At 63.3% G+C, this 24008-nt stretch carries 29 protein-coding genes; 17 read left to right on the forward strand and 12 right to left on the reverse strand.

Translation table 11 applies throughout. The annotated features are described in order from the left end of the window. Positions 1–31 precede the first annotated feature (31 nt). Positions 32–370 (reverse strand): YnfA family protein, encoded by a 339-nt coding sequence (locus ACSVHC_RS11260; RefSeq protein WP_437771928.1) that lies wholly within the window; start codon positions 368–370, stop codon positions 32–34. Positions 371–630: 260 nt separating this feature from the next. On the opposite strand from ACSVHC_RS11260, the gene rpsF reads away from it, so the two are divergent. The 6 genes from rpsF to ACSVHC_RS11290 all read left to right on the forward strand — a co-directional run bounded on the left by rpsF (position 631) and on the right by ACSVHC_RS11290 (position 4153). Next, the gene (gene rpsF / locus ACSVHC_RS11265; protein WP_265978101.1) at positions 631–936 is read left to right on the forward strand and encodes a 30S ribosomal protein S6; all 306 of its coding nucleotides are present in this window, start codon (positions 631–633) and stop codon (positions 934–936) included. A 55-nt stretch (positions 937–991) separates the two neighbouring features. Beyond that, a complete protein-coding gene (locus ACSVHC_RS11270) occupies positions 992–1567 on the forward strand; it encodes a single-stranded DNA-binding protein (protein WP_265978099.1) in 576 nt (191 codons plus the stop codon). Positions 1568–1691: 124 nt separating this feature from the next. Further along, positions 1692–1931, forward strand: a complete 240-nt coding sequence (gene rpsR / locus ACSVHC_RS11275; RefSeq protein WP_003800144.1) for a 30S ribosomal protein S18 — start codon at positions 1692–1694, stop codon at positions 1929–1931. 17 nt (positions 1932–1948) lie between these two features. Beyond that, positions 1949–2401 carry a 50S ribosomal protein L9 gene (gene rplI / locus ACSVHC_RS11280; RefSeq protein WP_236813849.1) on the forward strand — a complete coding sequence of 151 codons (453 nt, stop codon included), beginning with the start codon at positions 1949–1951 and terminating at the stop codon, positions 2399–2401. Positions 2402–2589: 188 nt separating this feature from the next. Continuing rightward, positions 2590–3426 (forward strand): PhzF family phenazine biosynthesis protein, encoded by an 837-nt coding sequence (locus tag ACSVHC_RS11285; RefSeq protein ID WP_437774105.1) that lies wholly within the window; start codon positions 2590–2592, stop codon positions 3424–3426. Positions 3427–3526: 100 nt separating this feature from the next. Next, the gene (locus ACSVHC_RS11290; protein WP_437771927.1) at positions 3527–4153 is read left to right on the forward strand and encodes an FMN reductase; all 627 of its coding nucleotides are present in this window, start codon (positions 3527–3529) and stop codon (positions 4151–4153) included. A gap of 27 nt (positions 4154–4180) precedes the next feature. Here the strand turns inward: ACSVHC_RS11290 and ACSVHC_RS11295 are convergent, their stop codons facing one another. Both ACSVHC_RS11295 and ACSVHC_RS11300 read right to left on the reverse strand, forming a co-directional pair. After that, a complete protein-coding gene (locus tag ACSVHC_RS11295; RefSeq protein ID WP_437771926.1) occupies positions 4181–4756 on the reverse strand; it encodes a hypothetical protein in 576 nt (191 codons plus the stop codon). A 3-nt stretch (positions 4757–4759) separates the two neighbouring features. After that, positions 4760–5239, reverse strand: a complete 480-nt coding sequence (locus ACSVHC_RS11300) for a hypothetical protein (RefSeq protein WP_437771925.1) — start codon at positions 5237–5239, stop codon at positions 4760–4762. A 626-nt stretch (positions 5240–5865) separates the two neighbouring features. On the opposite strand from ACSVHC_RS11300, the gene dnaB reads away from it, so the two are divergent. Then, on the forward strand, positions 5866–7251 hold the full coding sequence (gene dnaB, locus ACSVHC_RS11305) for a replicative DNA helicase (RefSeq protein WP_437771924.1): 1386 nt from the start codon (positions 5866–5868) through the stop codon (positions 7249–7251). Positions 7252–7283: 32 nt separating this feature from the next. On the opposite strand, the gene ACSVHC_RS11310 is transcribed toward dnaB, so the two are convergent. From ACSVHC_RS11310 to ACSVHC_RS11330, 5 genes are all read right to left on the reverse strand, one after another. Next, positions 7284–7616, reverse strand: coding sequence for a hypothetical protein (locus ACSVHC_RS11310; protein ID WP_437771923.1), 333 nt, complete (start codon positions 7614–7616; stop codon positions 7284–7286). 51 nt (positions 7617–7667) lie between these two features. Beyond that, on the reverse strand, positions 7668–8636 hold the full coding sequence (locus ACSVHC_RS11315) for an acyl-CoA thioesterase (RefSeq protein WP_437771922.1): 969 nt from the start codon (positions 8634–8636) through the stop codon (positions 7668–7670). 178 nt (positions 8637–8814) lie between these two features. After that, positions 8815–9249: a DoxX family protein gene (locus ACSVHC_RS11320; RefSeq protein ID WP_437771921.1), complete on the reverse strand. Its 435-nt coding sequence runs from the start codon at positions 9247–9249 to the stop codon at positions 8815–8817. A 128-nt stretch (positions 9250–9377) separates the two neighbouring features. Continuing rightward, complete coding sequence (locus tag ACSVHC_RS11325; RefSeq protein ID WP_437771920.1) at positions 9378–9743, reverse strand: GNAT family N-acetyltransferase; 366 nt, start codon at positions 9741–9743, stop codon at positions 9378–9380. Further along, a complete protein-coding gene (locus tag ACSVHC_RS11330) occupies positions 9740–10312 on the reverse strand; it encodes an antibiotic biosynthesis monooxygenase (protein WP_437771919.1) in 573 nt (190 codons plus the stop codon). The genes ACSVHC_RS11325 and ACSVHC_RS11330 overlap by 4 nt, the downstream gene beginning before the upstream one ends. A gap of 40 nt (positions 10313–10352) precedes the next feature. Here ACSVHC_RS11330 and ACSVHC_RS11335 point away from each other — a divergent pair, with 40 nt between their 5' ends. The 3 genes from ACSVHC_RS11335 to ACSVHC_RS11345 all read left to right on the forward strand — a co-directional run bounded on the left by ACSVHC_RS11335 (position 10353) and on the right by ACSVHC_RS11345 (position 12678). Continuing rightward, on the forward strand, positions 10353–11696 hold the full coding sequence (locus tag ACSVHC_RS11335) for an MATE family efflux transporter (RefSeq protein ID WP_437771918.1): 1344 nt from the start codon (positions 10353–10355) through the stop codon (positions 11694–11696). 9 nt (positions 11697–11705) lie between these two features. Further along, positions 11706–12260: a hypothetical protein gene (locus tag ACSVHC_RS11340; protein ID WP_437771917.1), complete on the forward strand. Its 555-nt coding sequence runs from the start codon at positions 11706–11708 to the stop codon at positions 12258–12260. Between the two features lie 67 nt (positions 12261–12327). Next, complete coding sequence (locus ACSVHC_RS11345; protein ID WP_437771916.1) at positions 12328–12678, forward strand: hypothetical protein; 351 nt, start codon at positions 12328–12330, stop codon at positions 12676–12678. Positions 12679–12804: 126 nt separating this feature from the next. Here the strand turns inward: ACSVHC_RS11345 and ACSVHC_RS11350 are convergent, their stop codons facing one another. Continuing rightward, a complete protein-coding gene (locus ACSVHC_RS11350; protein ID WP_437771915.1) occupies positions 12805–13353 on the reverse strand; it encodes a CGNR zinc finger domain-containing protein in 549 nt (182 codons plus the stop codon). Between the two features lie 70 nt (positions 13354–13423). Here ACSVHC_RS11350 and ACSVHC_RS11355 point away from each other — a divergent pair, with 70 nt between their 5' ends. Next, complete coding sequence (locus tag ACSVHC_RS11355) at positions 13424–14455, forward strand: EamA family transporter (RefSeq protein WP_437771914.1); 1032 nt, start codon at positions 13424–13426, stop codon at positions 14453–14455. Positions 14456–14495: 40 nt separating this feature from the next. Beyond that, positions 14496–14768, forward strand: a complete 273-nt coding sequence (locus ACSVHC_RS11360; RefSeq protein WP_437771913.1) for a DUF2277 domain-containing protein — start codon at positions 14496–14498, stop codon at positions 14766–14768. A 113-nt stretch (positions 14769–14881) separates the two neighbouring features. Here the strand turns inward: ACSVHC_RS11360 and ACSVHC_RS11365 are convergent, their stop codons facing one another. The 3 genes from ACSVHC_RS11365 to ACSVHC_RS11375 all read right to left on the reverse strand — a co-directional run bounded on the left by ACSVHC_RS11365 (position 14882) and on the right by ACSVHC_RS11375 (position 18115). Then, positions 14882–17404, reverse strand: a complete 2523-nt coding sequence (locus ACSVHC_RS11365) for a heavy metal translocating P-type ATPase (protein WP_437774104.1) — start codon at positions 17402–17404, stop codon at positions 14882–14884. Between the two features lie 71 nt (positions 17405–17475). Continuing rightward, on the reverse strand, positions 17476–17715 hold the full coding sequence (locus ACSVHC_RS11370) for a heavy-metal-associated domain-containing protein (RefSeq protein WP_437771912.1): 240 nt from the start codon (positions 17713–17715) through the stop codon (positions 17476–17478). Positions 17716–17764: 49 nt separating this feature from the next. Beyond that, complete coding sequence (locus ACSVHC_RS11375; protein WP_437771911.1) at positions 17765–18115, reverse strand: metal-sensitive transcriptional regulator; 351 nt, start codon at positions 18113–18115, stop codon at positions 17765–17767. Positions 18116–18330: 215 nt separating this feature from the next. Here ACSVHC_RS11375 and ACSVHC_RS11380 point away from each other — a divergent pair, with 215 nt between their 5' ends. The 5 genes from ACSVHC_RS11380 to ACSVHC_RS11400 are packed head-to-tail and all read left to right on the forward strand — an operon-like array spanning position 18331 to position 24000. Continuing rightward, a complete protein-coding gene (locus ACSVHC_RS11380) occupies positions 18331–19623 on the forward strand; it encodes an extracellular solute-binding protein (RefSeq protein WP_437771910.1) in 1293 nt (430 codons plus the stop codon). A gap of 43 nt (positions 19624–19666) precedes the next feature. Beyond that, on the forward strand, positions 19667–20662 hold the full coding sequence (locus ACSVHC_RS11385; protein ID WP_439180938.1) for a carbohydrate ABC transporter permease: 996 nt from the start codon (positions 19667–19669) through the stop codon (positions 20660–20662). Further along, positions 20659–21567 carry a carbohydrate ABC transporter permease gene (locus tag ACSVHC_RS11390; protein WP_437771908.1) on the forward strand — a complete coding sequence of 303 codons (909 nt, stop codon included), beginning with the start codon at positions 20659–20661 and terminating at the stop codon, positions 21565–21567. Before ACSVHC_RS11385 ends, ACSVHC_RS11390 begins: the two co-directional genes overlap by 4 nt. Further along, positions 21564–23177: a beta-N-acetylhexosaminidase gene (locus ACSVHC_RS11395; RefSeq protein ID WP_437771907.1), complete on the forward strand. Its 1614-nt coding sequence runs from the start codon at positions 21564–21566 to the stop codon at positions 23175–23177. Before ACSVHC_RS11390 ends, ACSVHC_RS11395 begins: the two co-directional genes overlap by 4 nt. Before the next feature lie 7 nt (positions 23178–23184). Next, a complete protein-coding gene (locus ACSVHC_RS11400; protein ID WP_437771906.1) occupies positions 23185–24000 on the forward strand; it encodes an IclR family transcriptional regulator in 816 nt (271 codons plus the stop codon). Positions 24001–24008 lie beyond the last annotated feature (8 nt).

Below are 24008 nucleotides of genomic sequence, written 5' to 3' on the forward strand. Positions count from 1 at the left end.
GATCATGGCACGGGTGTTGGCCGGACTGTCGTCAATTCGCCGATCGGGGCGCGAACATGATGACGGCGACGCCCAGGATGCAGATCATGGCGCCGATGACGTCCCAACGGTCCGGGCGGAAACCGTCCATGAGCATTCCCCAAGCCAATGATCCGGCGATGAACACCCCTCCATATGCGGCAAGCACGCGGCCGAAGTGTGCGTCCGGCTGGAACGCCGCCACGAACCCGTAGATGCCCAGGGCCACGATCCCGAGTCCGGCCCACCACCAGGGCTTGGCTTCCTTGACCGATTGCCACACGAGCCAGGCCCCGCCGATCTCGGCGATGGCCGCAAGGATGAAGAGTGCAACGGATTTCAGGATGGTCATGTGTTCAGTGTGCCTGAGGCTGGCGCGCCGGTTCCGCGGGAGTTATCCACATACCTGGGTTTTCCACATATGCGCCGTCGCTCATTCCACCTTGCCGACACGCCGAATAGGCTTAGAGGCGGGAAATGGACTAAGATATTGAAGTCTGTGCTGCGCCCTGCTTCCGCTTCTGGAAGCGGTCAGCAGCATTGTTCATCGCAAATGAACCTCCTGTTACGGAAATGCCGTAACCGCTTAGCCCAAAGGAGGTGGGTTCACATATGCGTCCTTACGAATTGATGGTAATCATCGACCCCGAGGTCGAAGAGCGTACGGTAGAGCCGACGCTTCAGAAGTTCCTCAGTGTCATCACCACCGATGGTGGAACCATCGAAAAGGTTGACATCTGGGGCCGCCGTCGCCTTGCTTACGACATCAAGAAGAAGTCCGAAGGTATCTACGCCGTGGTGAACTTCACCGCCAAGCCGGAAACCGCCAAGGAACTTGACCGCCAGCTGAGTCTCAACGAGACCATCATGCGCACCAAGATCACCCGCCCCGAAGAGCAGAAGGTCGTTGCTGAGTAATTTCAGCTCCCGGCTTTCAATCTTTACCCCGCAGGAACGAACAAGGAGGCAGTAGATGGCAGGCGAAACCACTATTACGGTCATCGGTAATCTCACCAATGACCCCGAACTGCGGTTCACACCGTCAGGCTCGGCGGTAGCGAACTTCACCATCGCTTCTACTCCCCGGACCTTCGATCGCCAGTCCAATGAGTGGAAGGACGGGGAAACCCTGTTCCTCCGCGCATCGGTATGGCGTGAAGCAGCTGAAAACGTCGCCGAATCCCTGACCAAGGGCATGCGCGTGATCGTTTCCGGCCGACTGAAGAGCCGTTCCTACGAAACCAAAGAAGGCGAGAAGCGCACCGTTATCGAGCTCGAAGTCGATGAAATCGGCCCGAGCCTGCGTTACGCCAACGCCAAGGTCAACCGCACCCAGCGCTCCGGCGGTCAGGGTGGTCAGGGCGGCTTCGGCGGCGGCAACAACAGCGGCGGCTTCGGAGGTGGCGGCGCTGGTGCAAGCCAGGGCGGCAACTCCGGCGGAACATGGGGCGGCGGCCAATCCGCACCGCAGGAAGACCCCTGGGCTACCCCGGGCGTCAGCAATGCGGGTGGATGGGGCAACGGCCCGGATTCCGAACCTCCCTTCTAAATACTCACAAGTTCGACGCCGGAACGCGCCGGAAGTGCCGCGAGGCACCCGGGTGGCACCCGCCGTCGAGCACCACCATCCCGTGGATCCATATCCACGGGCTCCATAGAAAAGGAGCTCCACGATGGCTAAGGCTGAACTCCGTAAGCCCAAACCAAAGTCCAACCCCTTGAAGGCCGCTGACATCACCGTCATCGACTACAAGGACGTAGCATTGCTGCGCAAGTTCATCTCCGACCGCGGAAAGATCCGCGCCCGTCGCGTCACTGGCGTTACGGTGCAGGAACAGCGCAAAATCGCCCAGGCAATCAAAAACGCCCGCGAAGTTGCTCTGCTGCCTTACTCCGGCGCTGGCCGCGGCTAAGGAAGGGATTAACTAACATGGCAAAGCTCATTCTGACCCACGAAGTAACCGGTCTCGGTGCTGCTGGCGATGTTGTCGAGGTCAAGGACGGTTACGCACGTAACTTCCTGCTGCCCCGCGGCTTCGCTCTGACCTGGACCAAGGGTGGCGAGAAGCAGGTTGAGTCCATCAAGGCTGCCCGCGCTGCTCGTGCCCACGCTTCGGTTGAAGCTGCACAGGCCCAGGCTTCTGCGCTTTCCTCCAAGAAGGTCAAGCTCGTAGTGAAGGCCGGCGAGTCCGGTCGTCTCTTCGGCACCGTCAAGCCGGCTGATGTCGCTGCTGCAGTTGAGGCCGCTGGCCTCGGCTCCATCGACAAGCGCAACGTTGAACTGCCGAACCACATCAAGTCACTTGGTTCGTACCAGGCCAACGTCCGTCTGCACGAGGACGTTTCCGCTGTCATCGACCTCGAGGTCGTTGCGGCAAAGTAAGTTCTGACGTAGCTCGAAGGACCCCCGTCTCCGGTTTCCGGAGGTGGGGGTCCTTTGTTTTGCGCGGTTTCGGGGGACGCGAACTGGCAGTAGATGCCCTCTGGCGGCCTCGTGAGGGGCATTAGCTGCCAGTTCGCGCCAAGGAAGACGGGGGAACTTGATAGCCTGCCGGGGTGAACCTTGAAACGATGCGCACCCGGCCCTTCTCGCAAGTGGATGTCTTCACTGACGTGCCATACCTCGGCAATCCGCTTGCCGTCGTCGTTGACGCTGAAGGGCTCAGCGCGGAGCAGATGCAGCACTTTGCAAACTGGACCAACCTGTCTGAAACCACTTTCCTGCTGCCGCCGGGTGATCCTGCGGCCGATTACCGGGTCCGGATCTTTACCGGCAGCGAGGAATTTCCTTTCGCGGGACATCCGACGCTCGGCTCGGCGCATGCTTGGCTGGCGTCCGGGGGAGTGCCTAAGCAGGAAGGGATGCTGGTCCAGGAATGCGGCGCAGGCTTGGTCAAGGTAAAACTCGACGGCGGCCGCCTCGCCTTCGCTGCGCCGCCACTGACCCGCTTCGGGCCCGTGGGCGAGCCCATCATGGAACAGTTGGCCGCCGGACTCCGCCTGCCCCGAACCGCACTTTCGGATGCTTCGTGGCTGGTCAACGGCCCGCAATGGATCGGCGTGCTGCTCGAATCGTCCGAGCAGGTCCTTGGCCTTGAGCCGGACCTTGCGGCTTTAGGGGATCTCAAGGTTGGTGTGATCGGTCCCCATGAACCGGGTGCCGGCGTCGATTTCGAAGTCCGGACGTTCATTCCGGGAGACGCCATGGTGGAGGACCCCGTCACGGGAAGCTTTAATGCGGGGGCCGCCCAGTGGCTGATCGGCAGCGGCCGGGCTCCGGAGCAATACGTCGCCGCGCAGGGTACGGTGCTGGGCCGGGCGGGACGCATCCACGTCAAAGCGGAAGACGGCGACATCTGGGTAGGCGGGAGCTCGGTGATGTGCATCCAGGGAACCGTGCGTCTCTAGCAGGGGAATAAAAAGTGCGGAGGCACAGTTTGGGAGTATAGATGCAAACGCATGTACTCTGGTTTGAAGCCATCGAACCGCCCAGTAACAGGAGATCGCCATGGAGACCCGCCGCATAACCGTCCTTTCCGCCGGACTTGGCGTACCGTCGTCGAGCAGGCTTCTTGCAGACCAGCTCGCTGCGTCGGCCAAGCGTCAGCTGGGCGATGCAGGGTACGAGGTGCGGGTGGACGTTATCGAACTCCGGGACCTGGCTGTGGATATCGCCAACAACTTCGTCACCGGGTATGCCGCACCCCGCCTCACGGAGGTGATCGCCGGCGTCGAGGATTCTGATGGCATCATCGCCGTGACGCCCGTCTTCAGCGCCTCCTACAGCGGGCTGTTCAAGTCCTTCATCGACGTTCTGGACCCGAAGTCCCTGGACGGCAAGGCAGTTCTTCTCGGCGCCACGGGCGGCACCGACCGGCACCAAATGGTGCTCGACTACGCGATGCGTCCGCTCTTCACCTACCTTCGCACCCGGATAACCCAGACGTCCGTTTTCGCCGGGCCCCAGGACTGGGGAAACACCGACGACGGAGCGTCGCCGCTATCGGTCCGCGTGGACCGCGCGGCCAGCGAGCTGACCCGGCTCCTGAGCGGCGAGCAGCCGCACCGCAAGGCGGATGCCATGGAATCCCTGCCATTTGAGCAACTCCTCGCGGGGATCACCGCGGGACGCTAGGCGAGCCGGGCTGCGCCGCTCCGGGCACTAGTCGTCGAGCAGCTCGATGAACTCCCGGGCCTGCTTCATGCTGATATCGGAATGCTTGGTCAGGGCCAACGCTGCTGCTTCGATGTCGCCGCTCTTGGCCAGGGTCCGGATCCGTCCGTAGATCTCGTCATTGAGCATATTGCTGCTCACTTCACGTGTGACGTCGCCCTTGCTGACGATTGCCCGGTAACGGTACGGGAAGTGTTCCGGCTCGTCGTCGTCGGGCATGAGGTCCTGCGGGGCGGGTTCGGGCTTGCGGAAGGGCTGCGGGTGCGCTGCAAGGGCGCCGACGGCGTCCCGTGAGGCACGCAGCCCCTCCCCGGTGGCGCTGAGGTACAGCTTGATGGCCGCCATGGCCTGACCCTGGGCGATCAGGGAATACAGCTGCCGGTGTTGGTCCTCACTGAGCTTCGCGGCGGCCTCGCGGGCCAGCTCCACAGGGTCCACGGCAGCCTTGCCGGTGGCGGCATTGTCGCGAAGTTCCGCGGAGCGGCGGGAGAGCAGCCGGCTGATCAGCAGCACGCCGACGACGACGGCCGCCAGGATCAAGACCGGAACGAGTAGGGATGACATGCGCTAAAGCCGATCTATGTAGTTCTTGGCGGTCAACAAGTCCGAGTGGGTTTGCTGGCGCAGGAGCTTGATCGCCTGGATCTTCTGCCCACTGCGGACCATTCCCTGCAATTGCAGGGCGAACGGTGGATTCAACTGCCCGTTGGGCAGAATGGGGCCGTTGTAGCCGGCCTGGCCGACCCCCGGGCTGGCCCCGGCTTGCGCCCTGAGCGCGGCCCGCGACTGGCTGTCCTGCTGCGACTGCTGCTGCGCGTTTTGGCTCGGCCTGGTGGACGCATCGATACGGGCCCTTGCCGCCGTCGCCGCCTGCACTTGGGCGGCCTGGTGGGCTGCCGAGCGGGCGGCCAGCTCACGTTGATAGCGCTCGGCGTCGGACAACCCGGAGTTGCGTGGCTTGAATGCCGCCGTCAGGGCCCAAATCACAGCCACAAGGATGACAACGGGCATTGCGACCAGCAGTACATCCCCAATGGTGAAACCCATACCTAGAGCTTATGTCAGAACGCGGTTATCCACAGCACATTCCTGCTACGGCATAGCTTCTGAGAGCCGGCTGTCAAATTCCGGGAGAGATTGTGGGGAGTATCACATTTTCGACATATTTATCCCTCCTGGGGCGCTTGAGTGAGGGGAGAGGCGCGCATTGAGCGAATCGGCCTGTGGATGATCCCCTGGAGAAAATACTTTTGATCCACATGGCTTGAAGAACGTTTCCCCAGCTCAGGGGCTATTTGCCGGAAAAAGAATTTCTCTTTCCACAGGGTCATGCACAGACTGTGCACAAGTAGGGGTGTGTATTCCACACTTTATCCACAGGCCCGGCTTGGTGCCTCGGAAAAGCAGGGCTAACGTGGCTGAGTACCTGCTTTAGGTACTTGGAAAACCCCTGTTTCTTGTGGACGACACCTCGGTGCCGTCGAAAAGCAGCGCGCCCGCGGACCTGTCTGTGGATAAGTTGTGGAAATCTCGGGGAACCAAAATTGTCGGTGCCCTACGGAACAGTTTGGACCAGCCGGCATAAACGGCGCGGTCGGAGCAACCCACACCTGGGCATTGGCCTACCGCACCGCCGGGAACAGTTATCTGCGCGGTACACAATGGAGGACGGCTTGTCAGTTACGCACTTGGATTCGATCGAGGGCGGCCGGACATCGGACGCCAGCCGCAAACCTCCCCAGGACATTCCCGCTGAGCAATCAGTTCTCGGCGGCATGATGCTGTCCAAGGATGCCATTGCCGATGTCGTGGAAATTGTCCGCGGCCATGACTTCTACCGCCCGGCCCACGAGACGATCTACGAGTCCATCATCGATCTCTACGGCCGCGGCGAACCTGCCGATGCCGTCACAGTGTCCGATGAGCTGACCAAACGCGGCGAGATCAACAGGATCGGCGGCCCTGCCTACCTGCACGAGCTCATCCAGACCGTGCCCACGGCGGCCAACGCCGGCTACTACGCCGAAATCGTGGCTGAGCGAGCCGTCCTGCGCCGACTCGTCAGCGCCGGCACCAAGATCGTCCAGATGGGCTACGGCCAGGACGGAGAGGTCGAAGACCTCGTCAACCAGGCCCAGGCCGAGATCTATGCCGTGGCCGAACGCCGCACGGCGGAAGACTACGTGGCGCTCAAGGACGTCATGGAATCCACCGTTGACGAGATCGAGGCATCCGGCCACCGCGGAGAAGGCATGACGGGTGTCCCCACCGGGTTCTATGAACTCGATGAGCTCACCCACGGCCTGCACCCGGGTCAGATGATCGTCATCGCCGCGCGCCCCGCCGTCGGTAAGTCCACGTTCGCGCTGGACTTCGCCCGTTCCGCTGCCATCAAGCACAACCTCGCCACCGTGATGTTCTCCCTCGAAATGGGGCGGAACGAAATCGCCATGCGCCTGCTGTCCGCGGAAGCCACCATTGGCCTCCAGGACCTGCGCAAGGGCACCATCAAGGACGAGCAGTGGTCCAAGATCGCCACCACGATGGGCCGCATGAACGATGCGCCATTGTTCATCGATGACAGCCCCAATATGTCCCTCATGGAAATCAGGGCCAAGTGCCGCCGCCTGAAGCAGCAGCACGACCTCAAACTGGTGATCCTCGACTACCTCCAACTCATGAGCTCCGGCAAGAAGGTGGAATCCCGCCAGCAGGAAGTCTCCGAATTCTCGCGTGCCCTCAAGCTGTTGGCCAAGGAGCTGCAGGTTCCGGTCATCGCGCTCTCGCAGCTCAACCGTGGATCCGAACAGCGCCAGGACAAGCGGCCGATGGTCTCGGACCTCCGTGAATCCGGTTCCATCGAGCAGGACGCCGACATGGTCATCCTGCTTCACCGCGAGGACGTCTACGACAAGGAATCCCCCCGTGCCGGCGAGGCTGACATCCTCATCGCCAAGCACCGTAACGGTCCCACCAAGGACATCGTGGTTGCCTTCCAGGGGCATTACTCCCGCTTCGCCAACATGGCCGGCGAGACTGGCGGCGGTGGCGGGTTCTAGCCTCCGGCTGGATGACTTTCATGCCTGGCTGCCTAGTGGTGCGCAGACCCTACGAAGTCCAGGGCCTCACGGGCGAGGGCGAGCCATGACTCCTGATCGTCGGCCATAACCGTGAGCCACTCCTTCATGGCACGCCCCTTTCCGGCGTCGAACGGCGCCCCGGTTCGGGCCCCGATCAGGGCGCTGACACGATCCCGTGGCAGCTTCACAACAAGCCTGCCTCCCGAAACCATCGCGAAAATCGAGCCGTGAACCCTCAACGCCGAGGAACCGAAACCATGCTGCCCCGGTTCACCAGGCACGCTCACGCCCGGGAGAGCCCTGAATTCGTCGATTAGTGCGACGAACCGTTCGTCAGCCAACATGAGGACATCTTCCCGCCCCGGACTTCGCGGCGCCAGACCCCGACGGAACGCCTAACCGCCATTGAGCAGATGATCCGGCATCCGGTTTCCGGGAGCCCTCCCTCGGATCTCCAGTAGTTCGCGGGCGTGGGCCTGAAGGCGGCGATCCTCGTCGGTTTCCGGCACCCAGGGCGGGATCGGAACGGACGTGCCGGTCTCGTCCCTGGCCACCATGACCGTGAGGCAGTAGGTGGTCAGGTTCATCTGACGGCTCCGGGGGTTTCCGGAGCGCACATGGACTGCAATATGCATGCCCTTGTGGCCTGTATAGACGAGCCGGGCTTCTACTTCCACTACGTCGCCGATCAAGAGCGGGCGATAGAATCGCACGCCGCCGGAGAACACCGCCACGGTGTCCTTGCCGCAGTACCGGGAAGCGCAGACGTAGGCGGCCTCGTCGATCCACTTCATGACTATGCCGCCGTGGACCTTCCCGCCCCAGTTCACATCAGTAGGCGCCGCCATGAAGCGGAGGACAACGCGCTCGGCCGTGCCGGCGTCGGTATATTCCTGTGCGTTCATGGCTTCGACGATCTTTTCCCGCACGGCGATCCGCGCGAGGGCGTTGTCTCGCTGCTCGATTTCCTCAGGCGTCGAAGGCTCGAACTGGGGGACTGGAACCGGGCGGCCGTCGGGACCGACCGCAACGAAGATCACCAGGCACTGGCTGCGCATCGTGGCCGGCCCGCCCTTGGGATCGCCGGAGGACACGATGGTCCGGATGTGCATGGAAGAGCGGCCCGTGTAGACGATGGTCGCTTCGACCTCGACCATGTCTCCGCTGTTCACGGGGTCGGCGAAATGGATGTTGCCGACATATGCCGTGACGCAATAGGACTTTGACCAGCCAACAGCAGCCGCGTAAGCGGCCTTGTCCACCCACTCAAGGACAGTGCCGGCGTCGACGGACCCGCTGTGCCCGACGTCGGTGGGGGAGGCCAGGAACCGCAGCGTGACGGAGTGTGAGGGGAGCTCGCTCATGACGTGAGTGTATCGACGGCGCGGATACTGATGCGCTGTATGACGGGCTGGCGACGCCGAATCGGACCAGCGACGCGCAAACGAACCAGCGACGCCGTAATTCGGAATTCCGGTGTCGCCAGCCCGTTCGGATGTCGGCAGCGCACTGGGTGTCGCCAGTGCTGCCGCGCACGTGATCCTAGGCGAGGATGCCCAGCTTGGAACCCTGCCGGCCGAAGACGGCGGCGTCGATGGAGATCCGTCCGGCGCCGGTTAGGGCCACGGCTGCCGCTGCAGCGGCGAGGGCCAGGACAAGTTCGTACCCACCCTTGTCGGCAAACAGGCCAGCCGGAGCGTGGACCAGGAACAGGGCGCCGAGCATGTCCAGTGCAAGGAGGGCGCCGAAGACTCGGGTCAGCACGCCCGCGATGAGGGCGATGCCCCCGACAAGTTCGATGGTTGCCACGATCGGGGCCACGACGTCGGCGGCGGGTACGCCCATCTTGCCAAAGGCGGCCTGTGTGCCGGCGATAGTGAACTCGGTGAATTTCTGCCAGCCATGCGCGGCGAAGATGAAGCCGACGATGACGCGCAGGACGGTAAGGGCTGTGTTGGTCAGGGTGGACTGGTTCATGTTTTTGCACCGTTTTTCGGGTAGCGGGTGGCTGTCGTGAAGCTCCCAAGGATAAGGCTCAATTTGTTGAAGCTTCAACTCAAGCCTTTCGAACTTTGCTGAAAGTGTCAAACAACCGTGGCCCGGTGCTACCTTTGCTCGCGCCTTTCCAGATACCTCGCATCAGGTTCCTCAAAACCGAACTGGCGGTACAGTCCATGGGCATCCGTGGTGTGCAGCATCCAGCGGAAGTTGGCTCCCGGACCGCCGTCGACCATTTCCGCTACCATCGCCTTGCCCAACGCTTGACCTCGCGCGGAAAACGCCCGCGCAAAACCCACCATGGCGCCGGTTTGAGCGTCGAAGGCGCCCACTATGCGCCAAGCATTGTCCAGTTGGGCCTCCACGTCTGCGCGGGTCCGCCACCGGCTCCAATAGACCTTGGTTGAAAGTTCGGCCCACAGCCAGTCACGGTCGATCCGGGCTTTGTCTGTGGAGAGCAGGTAGCGGTTCACGACTGGCCCTTCCGCTTTGCTTCCAACCAGGGCTTCAGGAGCCGCGTGGTGACCGGCAGGAAAATGTAGACCATGAGTGGCGTCAGGATACAGATGTTCAACAGAACCTGTAGGACCAGCGGCCAGCCCAGGACCAAGGGGTGCAGCAGGAAATTGGCCAGCAGGCTCAAAGGAAAGAACGGCAGGAAGATGCTGACGGCCTGCTTCCACCGTGGCGGCACTGCGGTCTCCGGGACAACGAGGTTCACGTCGCCGGGTTGGGAAAACCATCCCTCGATCCCGGAACGGCGCTCCACCCGGGTGACCTCCATGAGCTCGGTGGCGCTTTCAATCCACCATCGGCGCTCTTCGGATTCCTCCCAAGCCTGCAGGGTTTCAGCGTCCGCGAAGCGGTAAAGCATGTGCCATTCATCGGAATCGGCCGCCGTGCGCACCCACCCTGAACCCAGGTAGCCGGGCCATTCCCGGGCGAGTTCCTGGCCAGCGTGGGCCCATGCGTTGGCTTGGCGGGTGTAACCGGGAGTGATGGTGCGGGCGACGGAAACGGTGATGGGATGCTCGAGCGACACCTCACCAAGCTACATGCCGGTGCCCCGCTAGGCTGGGAAAGTGCCCCAAACAGTGACCCGTCCCACCACGCCCTCCACTGCCCGCGAGATCCTGCGCTTGGCTGTCCCAGCCTTTGGGGCGCTCATTGCCGAGCCCCTCTTCCTCTTGGCTGACTCCGCCATTGTGGGGCACCTTGGCGTCCCTCAACTGGCGGGGGTGGGGCTGGCCTCCACCCTGCTGTACACCGCCGTCGGACTTATGGTGTTTCTGGCATATTCGACAACTCCCGCTGTGGCGCGGGCCATCGGGCACGGAAAGCTCGCCAAGGCGCTGGCCGCAGGGCGCGACGGCGTCTGGCTGGCCTTGCTGCTGGGCACCGTCCTCGCCGTGGCCGGCTTCTTCGCGGCTGAGCCGCTGGTCGGGTTGCTTGGAGCCAGCGGCGAGGTGCGGGCATACGCCGTCGACTATCTGCGCTGGTCCATGCCGGGACTCGTCGCCATGCTTTTGATCTTCGCTGGCACCGGCGTCTTGCGCGGACTGCAGGACACCCGCACGCCGTTGGTGGTCGCAACGGCGGGGTTCGCTATCAACATCGCCCTGAACTGGTTCCTTGTCTACGGCCTGCATTTGTCCGTGGCGGGTTCAGCCATCGGCACCAGCATTGCTCAATGGGCCATGGCCGCCGTCTATTTGGTCATGGTGGGACGGAATGCCCGGCGCCACGGCGTTTCGCTGCGCCCGCACTGGCGTGGAATCCGCACGATGACCACCGTGGGTTCATGGCTCATGCTCCGCACCCTCAGCCTGCGCCTGGCTATCCTGGCAACCGTCCTGATAGTCACTGCCCAAGGGTCTGTGAACCTCGCCGCCCACCAGCTCGCGATGACCATCTTCTCCTTCCTCGCCTTCGCCCTGGACGCCTTGGCGATTGCCGCGCAGGCCCTCATCGGCAAGGAACTCGGAGCCTCACATGCGGCGAGGGCGCGCGAGCTCACCCGCACCATGATCCGCTGGGGTGTGGGTTTCGGTGTGGTGACCGGCGTGCTCCTCGCGGTAGCGGCGCCCTGGGCAGGCTTCCTCTTTACCTCCGACGCCGGCGTTCAGTCCGCGCTCACAGCGGCACTCTGGGTACTCGCCGTCGGGCAGCCCCTCGCGGGTTACGTCTTCGTCCTGGACGGCGTCCTGATCGGCGCTGGCGATGCCCGCTACCTGGCGATTGCCGGCGTCGTGAACCTCGCGGTATATCTGCCGCTTTTGGCGGCAGTCCACGTGACCAGGCCCGACGGCGCGGCGGGGCTCGTGTGGCTCTGGGTCACGTTCGCGCTGGGCTACATGCTGGCCCGCGCAGTCACTCTGGGGCTGCGGGCCCGCTCTGACAAATGGATGGTCCTCGGTTCGCACTAAACTGGACTGGTGACTCTCCCCACCTCTTCAGCGACTTCATCCACGCCCACAGCAGCCGCGCTCTGGAAGCCCGTACTTCTCCGCGCCGGTGCTGCGCTGGTGTTTGGAGCCGTGACCGTCTTCTGGGGCTCGCCATCCGTTCACGTTCTGGCCTGGGCTACCGGGCTCTACATGCTCGCAACCGCAGGCGCCGCGTTCCTTGCTGCGAGTGTTCCGGCGGCCGCGGCGGTCGTCGTCGGCCTGGCAGGGGTGGGTGCCTTGATTACGCAGTCCGATACGGGCGTCGGCGTTTCCGCGCTCGTAGGATTGCTGGTGCTCGGGGCGTTTGAACTGGTCCGGGGATTCCGGCAGCGCGGACGCCACGTGCTTGCCCGCGACTGGATCATTTCCGGTGTGGTGGGCATCGGCACCGCCGTTGCTTTGCCGTTCTTCATCAGCCTTGGAGCGCACGCGCTCCTCGGTGTTGCCGGCGGCGGCGCCATCATCTCGGGAGTCTTGTGGGTGCTGTCCGGGCTGAGCCTGCGGCACGATGGGCGAACCCCCTCTGCTGAGGCCGTAAACTAGTAGTCGTACGTTCTACCCTGCGTAGAACTCTCGAGGCGCGGACGGCGCCAGCACCCACATTGGAGGAATGACCTTGGCTGACCAGAAACCAGGAGAGCCGCGCAAGATGCGGACCTCGGTTAAGGGACCGCTGATGTTCTCCGCGTTCTGGGGCGTCGTGATCTTCTTCGCTGTGCTGATCTTCGCCTCCGGCGGCAGCGCCCGCACTCCGCGCTTTGACCTCGCCTTTACCGGTGCCGGCATCGCCTTCATCGTGAGCCTCGTTATCGCTGCCATGCTTTCCATGAGCCACAAGGAAAACGCCGAGCACCTCGGCAAGGGCTCGGGCGTCAACCTAAGTTCCAGGAAGCCGGGCCAGAGTCACGGTTCAGCGGCCCCCCATGCGGGCAGCGAAACGGAAACGCCCGACGCCGACTAGGCCGTCCTAGTCCTTTTTCGTGTCACGCCACGCAACTTTTTGCCGGCTGGTCAGTGCAGCAAACCCGGAAACTCGCGGCAGGCCGCCGTCGTGCGCCCTCAAAAGATGCACGGCGTGACGCCTTCCCTATTCGGCCCCCGAGGCCTTCCGGGCCCGGTAAGCGGCCACGTGCGTTCGGTTGGCGCAGTTGCCTGTATCGCAATAGAGCTTGGATCGGTTTCGGCTCAGGTCCAACACGACAGCGTCGCAATCGTCCGCCGCGCATACCCGCAGGCGATCCATTTCCTTGCTGCGGATGACGTCCACGAGTGCCATGGCGGCTTCCGTGCCCATGCGTTCCGCGAGGGGCGCCTCGGGGGTGGTGGCGTGCAAGTGCCAATCCCAATGATCGTGCTTGACCAATTGGGGGAGTGCGCGTGCGTCGGTGAGGAGCTGGTTGACGGCCTTTGCGGCCGCATCTTCATCGGCCGTCCACAGGGAAGCCAGCTGGCTCCGCAGTCGCTTTACGCTGACTAACTCGGCCTCGGTTCCGTCCCTGCTCCCCGTGAATTCTTCCGTATCGAGGAAGGCGCGGAGTTCGGCGACACTCGTGAGGGATTCGGTGCCGTTGGCGGCCGAATTGATCAAATTGACCACGCTTCGAAGCGCCACTTCAGTGTCAGGTGCAAAAAGCACTTTGACTCCTTACATCTCTCGGTAGTAGTGTCAGCAGCGGAACCCATTTTACTCCTGACAGGAGGCTGCTGTGTCAGCTGCAACAAACCGGGCTGGTGCTGCGGGCTTCATGGCGTCGGGCCTGGGGCTCGCGCTCTTTTCCTCAGCTGTCTTCGGCTTGTCCGGCTCGTTTGCCAAGTCCCTCCTGGAAACCGGGTGGACCCCCGGCGCCGCAGTTGCCATCCGATTGAGCGGTGCTGCACTCATCTTGGTGATCCCGGCCGTCGTCGCTCTCCGCGGCCGTTGGCACCAGCTCAAGGACAACTGGCTCACCATCCTGTTGTTCGGCGTGATTGGTGTTGCGGGGTGCCAGCTTTTCTACTTCAACGCGGTGTCGAGGCTGTCCGTGGGGGTCGCCCTCCTGCTCGAATACCTCGCACCAACCATGATCGTCCTGTGGCTGTGGGCCGCGAGCCGACGCCGACCCCGGGCCCTCACAGCCATCGGTACGCTGCTATCCCTCGGCGGACTCGTCCTGGTGCTCGATCTCACCGGCGCCGTCAAGGTGGACTTCGTCGGCGTGCTGTGGGGGATGGCCGCGGCCGTCTGCCTGGTCATCTACTTCTTCATCACAGCCAAGCAGAACGACACGCTGCCGCCCATCGTGCTGGCTTCCGGCGGTCTCATGGCAGGCTCAATCCTTATCTGGATTGCCGGCGGGACCGGTTTGGTATCCATGACTTTCGCCACCGCGGATACGCACCTCGGGCCGTGGACCACGCCGTGGTGGGTCTCGATCGCCGGCCTCGTCATCCTCTCCACCGTGCTGTCCTACGTCACGGGGATCATGGCAGCACGAAGCCTTGGGTCCAAGGTGGCATCCTTTGTCTCCCTTACCGAAGTGTTGTTCGCCGTGGTGTGGGCCTGGCTGTTGCTGGCCGAATTGCCCGGAGCCGTCCAGCTGGTGGGCGGGGCACTCATCGTGTGCGGAGTGGTCTTGGTGCGGATCGACGAGCTGCGCGCGGACAAGCGTGACGCCGTGGAGCACGGCGAAGACCACGCCTCGCTGGAGCTTGACCACGCGAACGACGTCGAGCCGGTTCCTTCCGAGAGAGTCCTCTAAAAACGACCCCTGACAGGGGACCGGGGCCTAGCATGTTGATATGTGCCGGAACATCCACACCCTCCACAATTTTGAGCCACGAGCCACCTCCGCGGAGGTGGAAGCCGCAGCCCTGCAATACGTGCGCAAGATCAGTGGCACCACCAAGCCGTCCAAGGTAAACGAGGAAGCCTTCTCCGAGGCTGTCCATGAGATCGCGCATATCACACAGCATTTGCTCGATTCCCTCGTCACCCATGCGCCGGCGCGCAACCGCGACGAGGAGGCGGCGAAAGCCCGGGCCCGGGCGGCCGTTCGTTTCGGAACGGCCTAGCCTCCGCAAACTAACTCGAAGTTGTTGTCGTTTTGACGCCGCATAACGACAACAACTGCGAGTTAGTTGGGTGGGACGGCGGTTGGGTGGGGCGGCGGTTGGGTGGGGCGGGACTACTTTGCGAACGAGCGCAACCGTAGCGAATTTGCGACCACCAGGACCGAGCTCGCAGCCATGGCCGCGCCGGCGATCATCGGGTTGAGCAAACCAAGGGCTGCCACCGGGATACCGATGGCGTTATAGAAGAATGCCCAGAACAGGTTTGTCTTAATGGTGGAGAGCGTCTTCCGGGACAGCTCGATGGCTTGCACCAGCTGCCCGAGGTCGCTGCCCATAACGGTCAGATCCGAGGCCTCGATGGCGACATCCGTACCCGATCCCATGGCTATGCCAAGGTCGGCTTGCGCCAGCGCTGCGGCGTCGTTGACTCCGTCCCCGGCCATGGCCACAGTGGACCCCTGGGACTGAAGCTTCCGCACCGCGTCCACTTTGCCTTCCGGCAGGACCCCCGCGAATACATCTTCCGGGGCGATCCCGACGGCGGTGGCCACTTGGGCGGCGACGGCGGCGTTGTCTCCTGTCAGCAGCAGAGGGCGAATCCCGAGTTCCTTGAGCTTCGAGATGGCTGCAGCCGAACCGGGTTTGACGGTGTCCCTTAGCGTGACTATTCCAGCGGGCTTCCCGTCCACAGCAACCCAGATGGCGGTAGCGCCGCCGGCTTCCTCAGCGGCCAGTGCCTCGCGCTGTGCGTCGTCAGGGAAAATGCCGTTGTCTTCCAGCCAGCCGGTCCTGCCGGCAACGACCGTTCGCTCGGCTCTGTTTCCGGCTCCGTTCAGCGCAACCATCCCCCGGACTCCGCCGCCCGGGGCGGAACTGAAGTCCTTCACAGCGGGGAGCGGGCCGGCGTCGGGCATTGCGGACTTGGCGGCAGCGGCGATGGCGTGGGCGATGGGGTGCTCCGACGCTGCCTCGACGGCGCCGGCGAGAGACAGGACGTCGGCGGGGGAGTGGCCGTTCAAGGCCAGCGTGTGTCCAACGGCCAGCTTGCCGCTCGTGACGGTACCCGTCTTGTCCAAAAGGATGGCGTCCACCGTACGCGTATCTTCCAGCACCTGTGGACCCTTGATGAGGATGCCGAGTTGCGCGCCCCGGCCGGTCCCGGTCAGGAGGCCAACGGGAGTCGCGAGCCCAAGCGCACACGGGCAGGCAATCACGAGCACCGCCACGGCAGCCGTGAACGAGGCATTGAGGTCCCCGCTCAGGGCGAGCCAGACGACGAAAGTAACCACGGCGATGACCAGTACGACCGGCACGAAGACGGCGCTGATACGATCGGCGAGCCGTGCGATCGGGGCTTTGCCCGTCTGCGCCTGGCTGACCAACCGCCCCATTTGCGCCAGCGTCGTCTCGGAACCGACGCGCGTCGCGCGGACCAGCAAACGGCCCGAAGTGTTGATGGTGGCGCCCGTGACCTGGCTCCCCGGTCCGACCTCCACGGGCACGGATTCACCGGTGACCAACGAGGCATCCACGGCGGACGAACCGCTCGTCACCAGGCCGTCAGTGGCGATCTTCTCTCCCGGGCGGACCACGAAAATGTCCCCGGCTACGAGTTGCTCGGCCGGGATCTTGTGCTCGACGCCGTCGCGCAGCACCGTTGCGTCCTTGGCCCCCAGGTTCAGCAGGGCCTTAAGGGCATCGCCGGCCTTCGCTTTGGCGTTGGCCTCGAGATAGCGGCCCAGAAGCAGGAACGTGGTGACTACCGCCGCAACTTCGAAGTACAGCCCGCCGCCCATGCCTCCCGTGGACTCCATGCCGGGGTGTTCAGTCATCATGGGGTTGGCAAAGAGCTGCCACGCCGAGTAGAGGTATGCGGCCAGGACGCCGATGGACACGAGCGTGTCCATGGTCGAGGCGAAGTGGCGCGCGTTGATGGCGGCGGCCCGGTGGAAGGGCCAGGCAGCCCACGTCACCACGGGAAGGGCCAGCAATGCGGCGACCCAACCCCATTGCGGGAACTGCAGAGCCGGAATCATCGAGATGGCGAACACCGGGACAGTCAGTATGGCCGCGGCGATCAGTCTCGGCTTTAGCTGGCGGGACGCAGGGCCGTGGTGCATGTGGTCTTCGTGGGCGCGTGCATCGCGGTCGCCTTGCGCGCCGCCACCGGCGCCATGCTCTGCATGCTCGCTCGTGCCTCGCTTAGACGCATGCTGCCGCATGCCACCCGCGTCGTCGCTGTGGTCATGTTCCGGTGCGCTGTCGTCACCGTCGCTGTGGTTATGTTCAGTTGTGCCGTCGTCACCGGTGATGCCTTCGGTGCTGGACTCGATCGCGGGGCCGGTATGCGGCAGCGCGCGTCTAAGCGACGGAGGAGCGAGCGCGCCGAGCATATCGGTTTCGCGATCGTGGGTCTGGGCGGCGGAGTGGGCTTGGACGGTGGACGGGCTGGGGCGGGATTCGCGGATCCAGGCTTTGTAGCCCGTTGCGTTCACGGTGTCCACGATTTGTTGGTCCGTGACGTTATCCGGGACTGTTACGTGGGCCGATTCGAGGGGGAGGTTGACTGAAGCCTCCACGCCGTCGAGCTTGCCCAGTTTCCGCTCCACGCGCGCCACGCATGATGCGCACGTCATACCCTCGATGTCGAGTTCGATGATGCGGGTGCCTGTTTGATGGAGGATGTCGTGATTGCTCACATTGACCCCTAGGCCTCGTTGGCGACTACCAGGTAGCCGGCTTCGGCGACGGCTTCGCCGATTTCGGACGGAGACAGTTCCTGGGTGGAGGTGATGGTGACGGTGGAGATTCCGCCGGCATTCAGAGCGATTTCGACATTTTCGACACCTGCCAAGGACTCGATTTCCTCGCTGACGGCTGAAACGCAGTGCCCGCAGGTCATGCCGGAAACGCTGACGTTCGTCTGGATGGTGGCGGTGTGGCCCATGGCGTGCTCCTTGGTGGTGAGTTGAATGGTGTGGTGAATGTTTGAGGCGTTACCGCAGCAGGCGCCCGATGGCATCGGCTGCCTCTTTGACCTTGATGTCGATTTGCTCTGCGCGCACGACGGGATCGGACTCGGAGGCGGCTCCGACGACGCAGTGCCCGATGTGTTCCTCCACGAGACCGAGGCTCACGGCATGCAGGGCTTTAGTGACTGCAGAGACTTGAGTGAGGATGTCGATGCAGTATTTGTCCTCTTCCACCATGCGCGCAATACCGCGTACTTGGCCCTCGATCCGCTTGAGGCGCCGCAAGTACGCGTCCTTGTTGGAAGAGTAGCCGTGTTGGCCAATGTTCAAGTCAACCGGGTTCAAATCTGTGGGGTCCACGTCGATCGTGCTCATGCCGTAAAGATATACCCCCTGGGGGTATAAAATCAAGTACCCCCAGGGGGTATCGGCAATCTTGCGAGAGATCGTCTGTTTACAAATTCTGGTTTTGCAATGCAAACCTTTTGCCACTTGTGCTTCCGCTCACAGAAGTATGTTTGTAAAGTTTCCTTCCATACCCGAAGCGGAGGACCGCCGGGCACCGAACCCTTTTCTCCATGGAGGATCCATTGAAAATCGCACGCACTGCGGCTGCCTTTGCCCTCGCCGCCCTCGCGTTGACGGCCTGCGCCCCGCCCACGTCGAACAACGCCGCGTCATCGTCGGATGAGAAGTCAGGCACTATCCGCGTGTGGCTCTTCTCGGAAGTCAACCAAGACCCCAAATCTGCGGTAGTCAAGGCCGCGGTTTCCGATTTCGAAGCCAGTCATAGCGGCGTCAAGGTCGATGTCCAGTACATTCCAGTCGACAGCCGGGCGGAACGGTTCAAGGCCGCGTTCAACGACCCCTCGAGTGCTCCCGACGTCGCCGAGTTCGGCAACACAGACCTTGCCAGCTACGTTGCATCCGGCGGATTGTCCGACATGACTGCAGACATCAAGGCCTGGGGCGAGTTCAAGGACCTGGACAGCAAGATCCTGGCCACCACGGACGTCGGAGGCAAGAACTACGGCGTGCCGTGGTACGTCGGCGTCCGGGCCCTCTACTACCGCACCGATCTGCTGCAAAAGCTCGGACTGGGGGCTCCCAAGACCCTCGCCGACGTCGAAACCGTGGCCCGCGCCGTCCGCGCAGCCAACCCGGACATGCTCGGTATTTCGATTGGTGGAGCCGCGCAGTTCTCGGCTATGCCCTATCTCTGGGCCAACGGCGGCAACATTGCCACGAAGAAGGGTGACACCTTTGTCTCCAGTTTGGATTCGACCGAATCCCGGGCCGGTGTCTCCGCTTATGCCCGGCTGCTCAAGAACGACATCTGCCCGCCCCAGACCTGCGCCGAATTCGGCGGAAACGCCAGCGTCCAGCAATTCATCGCCGGAAAGTCGGCCATGACCATCGGTGGCGACTTCAACTACAAGGCCGTCGCGGCCAGCGCCATCAAGGACAAGTTCGCTGTGGTTCCGGTTCCGGGCAATACGGCCGGTTCGATCGCGCCCGCATTTGCCGGCGGCAACAACCTGGGCGTCTTCAACAGCAGCAAGCACCACACCCTGGCAGCTGAGTTCGTCGAGCAGCTCGCGGGCAAGAAGTACCAGCAGAAAATGTTCGACGCCATGGGCAACTTGCCGACATTCAGCGACGTCCAGAAGTCTGTTGCGGCGTCCAATCCGCAGCTCGACCCCTTCATCAAGACCCTTGCCGCCGGCACCAACTTTGTCCCCGTGACGGAAACCTGGTCCACGATCGACGCCCAGGGCATCGTCACCGGCATGTACCAGAAGATCGTCACAGGCAAGGCTGACGTCAATACGGCTACTGCGGACGCGGCAGCAGCCATGAACAAGGTGTTCGGATCCAAATGACAGGGTTCGTGACGCACCTTGGATCCGTGCCAGGCGGTGCGGCATGACGGCGCTTGCGTCCGCGAAGGCGGACGCAAGCGGAACGCGGAACCGCAAGCAGGACCGCAAGCCGACGACGGCGGGGACGTCCCGCCGTCGTGCCCTAGGCAAGCGCGGCCTGGAACCTTGGCTCTACCTGGCTCCAGCTTTCATTGTCCTGATCGCGCTGCTGGGATACCCGATCTTCCAGCTCATCAACGTCTCTTTGTATGACTACCGCCAGGCCCAAGTCAGCGGCAAGGCGCCACTGCAGTTCACGGGCCTGGAGAACTACCAGAAACTGTTCGCCGATCCGGAGTTCTGGTCCGTCCTGGGCAACACTGTTCTGTTCGCAGGGGCCTGCGTTGTACTGACGCTGCTCGTGGGAACGTCGTTGGCGGTGCTGGCCACGCGGCTCCGGCCCTGGGTCCGCACCGCATTGTTCGTAGTCTCGCTGGGCGCTTGGGCCACACCGGCCGTCACCGGCAGCGCCGTCTGGTTGTTCCTCTTCGACGCCACCCTGGGGCTGGTCAACAAGGCTCTTGTCTCCGTGGGCCTGACGCAGTTCAACGGCTACTCCTGGACCTACGACAAATGGTCCGCCTTCGGCCTCGTAGCCAGCGAAGTGGTGTGGTGTTCGTTCCCGTTCGTGCTCGTGACGGTCTACGCTGGCATCCAGGCGATCTCCACCGAAGTGATTGAGGCGGCGCGGCTCGACGGTGCTTCCATGCCCCGGATCGCGCGCAGCATCATGCTTCCGATGCTGCGGCCCATCGTGATGGTGGTGACCATCCAGTCCATCATCTGGAACTTCAAGATCTTCTCGCAGATCTACATCATGACCAACGGCGGCGGTATTGCCGGGCAGAACCTCGTGCTGAATGTCTACGGCTACCAGCAGGCCTTCGCGGCCAGCCTGTACGGCCTCGGCTCGGCCCTCGGTGTCATCATGACCGCGTTGCTGATGATCGTCACCCTGATCTACCTCCGCATCCTCAAGAGAACGGGAGAAGTCTTGTGACCGCCGTCGACGTTCCACTCCGCAAGAACCGGCCCGCGCCGGAGTCGCCGCAAAAATTCCGCAAGGGCGGACGACGCCGGTTCGGCGCCGATGCAGCGGGACTCGCCATCGCGCTTCTCGTCGCGTTCCCGCTGTTCTGGATGGTGCTTTCGGCCCTCAAGCCGAAGACAGCGCTCGACGCCGGCGATGCGGCGCCGTTCACGCTGGAACCGTCCTTCGATTCCTTCATGCGGGTCCTGTCAGTGAACAACTTCGGCAGGTACTTCCTCAACAGCGTGATCGTGGCGCTCGTCGTCGTTATCGTCTCCACCGTGCTGGCGTTTCTGGCCTCCGTGGCACTGACCCGCTACCAATTCAAGATGCGCACCAAGTTGCTGATCGTGGTGCTTGTGTCCCAGATGGTGCCCGTCGAAGCGCTCACGATTCCGCTGTTCTTCCTGCTCCGCAACGCCGGGGAGGCCGTACCGCTCGTGGGCCTGAATCAGCTCGGCTCCCTGGTGCTGGTCCATGTAGGCTTCAGTATCCCGTTCGCGATCTGGATGCTTCGTGGCTTCGTCGCAGCGGTCCCGGTGGAGATCGAAGAGGCAGCGCGCATAGACGGGGCCAGTGGTTTCCGGTTTGTCCGCTCGATCCTCTTCCCGCTTGTGGCGCCCGGAGTGGTGGCGTGCTCCGTGTTTTCGTTCATCGCCACGTGGAACGACTTCCTCTTCGCCAAGACATTCATCATTTCCGCCCAGGAGAACCAGACCCTGCCCATGGCATTGTTGACCTTCTTCAAGCCCGACCAGAACGATTGGGGTGCCATCATGGCCGGTTCCGTGATCATGACCATTCCGGTGCTGATCTTCTTCATAGCAGTGCAGCGAAAACTCGTATCCGGGCTGGCCGGGGCGGTGAAGGGATGAGCGCCGCGCATTTGCTGGTTCCCGTGCCGTGCTCGGTGGAATCGCACGGAGGTTTCCTGGAACTGGACCCAGCCACCACCTTGGCCGCCGATCCGGAGCTGAACAGCGCGCGCCGCTGGCTCGCCCGGACCCTCGGCGCGGCCACCGGCTGGGACCTGTCCCTGGACACGGTAGCCGATGCGGGCATCAGCCTGCGGCTTGACCAGGAGCTCGACGCCGAGGCGTACCGCCTGCAGGTGGGCACCGCCGTCGTGATTCATGCGGGCGGTCCGGCCGGAGCCTTCTATGCTGCCCAGACCCTCCTACAGCTGATGGGACCTGCCGCGCTGAGGCAAGCGCCTGTTCCGGAAACGGATGGCACATGGCCGGTTCCCAAGGTATCGATCCAGGACCAGCCGCGTTTCGGGTACCGCGGGGCCATGCTTGACGTGGCCCGGCACTTCATGCCCAAGGACAACCTGCTGCGGTTCATCGAGGTGATGGCCATGCACAAGCTCAACGTCCTCCACCTGCACCTCACGGACGACCAAGGCTGGCGGATCCAGATCAACCGATACCCGAAACTCACCCAGACCGGGGCGTGGCGGCGGGAGTCGTCGCTTGGTTCCTGGCGGGCAGGGGTTTTCGACGGGCTTCCGCACGGCGGTTTCTACAGCCAGGACGATCTCCGCGAAGTGGTCGCGTTCGCTGCAGCGCGGCACATCACCGTCATCCCGGAGATCGATGTTCCGGGACACAGCCAGGCCGCCATCGCCGCCTACCCGGAACTGGGTGCGGGCGCGGATACAGAGGTCTGGACCCGCTGGGGAATCAACGAGACCGTTCTGGAAGTCTCGGAAACCTCATTGGAGTTCTACCGCAAGGTCCTCGATGAAGTCGTGGAGATCTTCCCCGCCCGCTGGATCAGCTTGGGCGGTGACGAAGTTCCGCTCACCCAGTGGCAATCCAGCGCCCAGGCACAGGCCAAAGCCGCCGAACTCGGATTGCCGGACGTTTCGGGATTGCACAGCTGGTTTGTGGGGCAGTTGGCGAAGCACCTTGACGGGCACGGGCGAGCGACTTCCGTGTGGGACGAAATCGGCGACGGCGAGCTGCCGGATGGTGCGTTGGTGGCTTCCTGGCGGGGCTATGAAGGCGGACTAAGCGCGCTCAGAAGCGGTTATGACGTGGTCATGTGCCCCGAGCACAAGCTGTACCTGGACCACCGCCAGGCCGACGGCGACGACGAACCTGTGCCCGTGGGCTTTGTCACCAGCCTGCGGGATGTCTACGGCTTCGAACCGCTGCCCGCGGGTGCGGATGAGGCGTTCCCGGGCAGGCTCCTCGGGGCCCAGGCCAACATCTGGACGGAACACCTCGATTCCCCGCGACGGGTCCACTTCGCCGCGTTTCCACGGCTGAGTGCCGTCGCGGAGGTGCTCTGGTCGCAGCCGGAGAACCGGGACTACGATGGTTTCCTGGCCAGGCTCGAAGGCGCGCATCTGGAACGCCTGGAGGCCATGGGGGTGGAATACCGGCCGCTGTCCGGACCACATCCCTGGCAGTTGAGGCCTGGCGTGGTTGGCTGGAAACGCGATTACGACGCCGAGCAGCGCATCGCCGCTGGATAGGACACACGTGGGTACTGAAGGCACGGAGGCCCGGAACTCCTCGGCTTCGTTGCGTAAGGCGCTGGCTTTGCTGGCAGTGGTGGCGGAGCATCCGGTGAGCGCGGACGGACTCGCCTTGGTGGAGCTGACCAAGCTCTCCGGGCTCAACAAGAGCACGGTCCTAAGGCTGGCCGCGCCCTTGTTGGACGAAAACCTGCTGGAGCGCGACGCCGGGAGCGGCCGCTTCCGGCTGGGCCATGGTTGCCTGCGTTTGGGACAGTCATACCTGGACCGGCTCGATTTGCGCAGCGTCGCCAACGCCGAGCTCAGACTGCTGATGAGGGCCACGGAAAGTACGTGCCACCTCGTTGTCCTGTCCGGCCATGATGTGGTCTACCTCGACAAAGTGGAGGACGAGGCAACAGTTCGTATGGCATCGCGCGTCGGGGCGACCATGCCGGCGTACTGCACCGCGGTCGGCAAAGCCATGTTGGCATTCAGCCCGGAAGAAGTGGTTGCGCCGATCCTGGCCGGTGAGCTGGCGCCGATCACCGATAGGACGATCACGGACCCCGAGCAGCTGCGGGCTGAATTCGCCGCAATCCGTCGCCGGGGCTATGCGATCGACGACCGCGAAAACGAACCCGAGGTCCGGTGCGTCGCCGCCCCGATCTTCGGCCACGACGATCACGTGGTTGCCGCCCTCAGCGTCTCCTCCTTGTCGTCCCGCATGACCGCCAAGCGCGTCCGCGAAGTAGGTCCCATGGCCGCCGAAACCAGCCTGCGCATCTCGGCAAAGCTGGGATCCCGGCGTGCCAACGCCAAACTCGCGAAGCTGGCCTAGGAGGGCAG

Source organism: Arthrobacter sp. KNU-44 (genome assembly GCF_051843155.1).
In the GTDB taxonomy this organism is placed as follows: domain Bacteria; phylum Actinomycetota; class Actinomycetes; order Actinomycetales; family Micrococcaceae; genus Arthrobacter.

Coding starts and splice junctions, on each gene's coding strand:
- ACSVHC_RS11290 (WP_437771927.1), top strand. CDS start 3,527: ATGGAGACCCGCCGCATAACCGTCCTTTCCGCCGGACTTGGCGTACCG.
- ACSVHC_RS11375 (WP_437771911.1), bottom strand. CDS start 18,115: ATGAGCACGATCGACGTGGACCCCACAGATTTGAACCCGGTTGACTTG.
- ACSVHC_RS11320 (WP_437771921.1), bottom strand. CDS start 9,249: ATGAACCAGTCCACCCTGACCAACACAGCCCTTACCGTCCTGCGCGTC.
- ACSVHC_RS11345 (WP_437771916.1), top strand. CDS start 12,328: ATGACCTTGGCTGACCAGAAACCAGGAGAGCCGCGCAAGATGCGGACC.
- ACSVHC_RS11300 (WP_437771925.1), bottom strand. CDS start 5,239: ATGGGTTTCACCATTGGGGATGTACTGCTGGTCGCAATGCCCGTTGTC.
- rpsF (WP_265978101.1), top strand. CDS start 631: ATGCGTCCTTACGAATTGATGGTAATCATCGACCCCGAGGTCGAAGAG.
- ACSVHC_RS11395 (WP_437771907.1), top strand. CDS start 21,564: ATGAGCGCCGCGCATTTGCTGGTTCCCGTGCCGTGCTCGGTGGAATCG.
- rpsR (WP_003800144.1), top strand. CDS start 1,692: ATGGCTAAGGCTGAACTCCGTAAGCCCAAACCAAAGTCCAACCCCTTG.
- ACSVHC_RS11370 (WP_437771912.1), bottom strand. CDS start 17,715: ATGGGCCACACCGCCACCATCCAGACGAACGTCAGCGTTTCCGGCATG.
- ACSVHC_RS11360 (WP_437771913.1), top strand. CDS start 14,496: ATGTGCCGGAACATCCACACCCTCCACAATTTTGAGCCACGAGCCACC.
- ACSVHC_RS11315 (WP_437771922.1), bottom strand. CDS start 8,636: ATGAGCGAGCTCCCCTCACACTCCGTCACGCTGCGGTTCCTGGCCTCC.
- rplI (WP_236813849.1), top strand. CDS start 1,949: ATGGCAAAGCTCATTCTGACCCACGAAGTAACCGGTCTCGGTGCTGCT.
- ACSVHC_RS11365 (WP_437774104.1), bottom strand. CDS start 17,404: ATGACGTGCGCATCATGCGTGGCGCGCGTGGAGCGGAAACTGGGCAAG.
- ACSVHC_RS11385 (WP_439180938.1), top strand. CDS start 19,667: ATGACGGCGCTTGCGTCCGCGAAGGCGGACGCAAGCGGAACGCGGAAC.
- ACSVHC_RS11270 (WP_265978099.1), top strand. CDS start 992: ATGGCAGGCGAAACCACTATTACGGTCATCGGTAATCTCACCAATGAC.
- ACSVHC_RS11285 (WP_437774105.1), top strand. CDS start 2,590: ATGCGCACCCGGCCCTTCTCGCAAGTGGATGTCTTCACTGACGTGCCA.
- ACSVHC_RS11260 (WP_437771928.1), bottom strand. CDS start 370: ATGACCATCCTGAAATCCGTTGCACTCTTCATCCTTGCGGCCATCGCC.
- ACSVHC_RS11295 (WP_437771926.1), bottom strand. CDS start 4,756: ATGTCATCCCTACTCGTTCCGGTCTTGATCCTGGCGGCCGTCGTCGTC.
- ACSVHC_RS11310 (WP_437771923.1), bottom strand. CDS start 7,616: ATGTTGGCTGACGAACGGTTCGTCGCACTAATCGACGAATTCAGGGCT.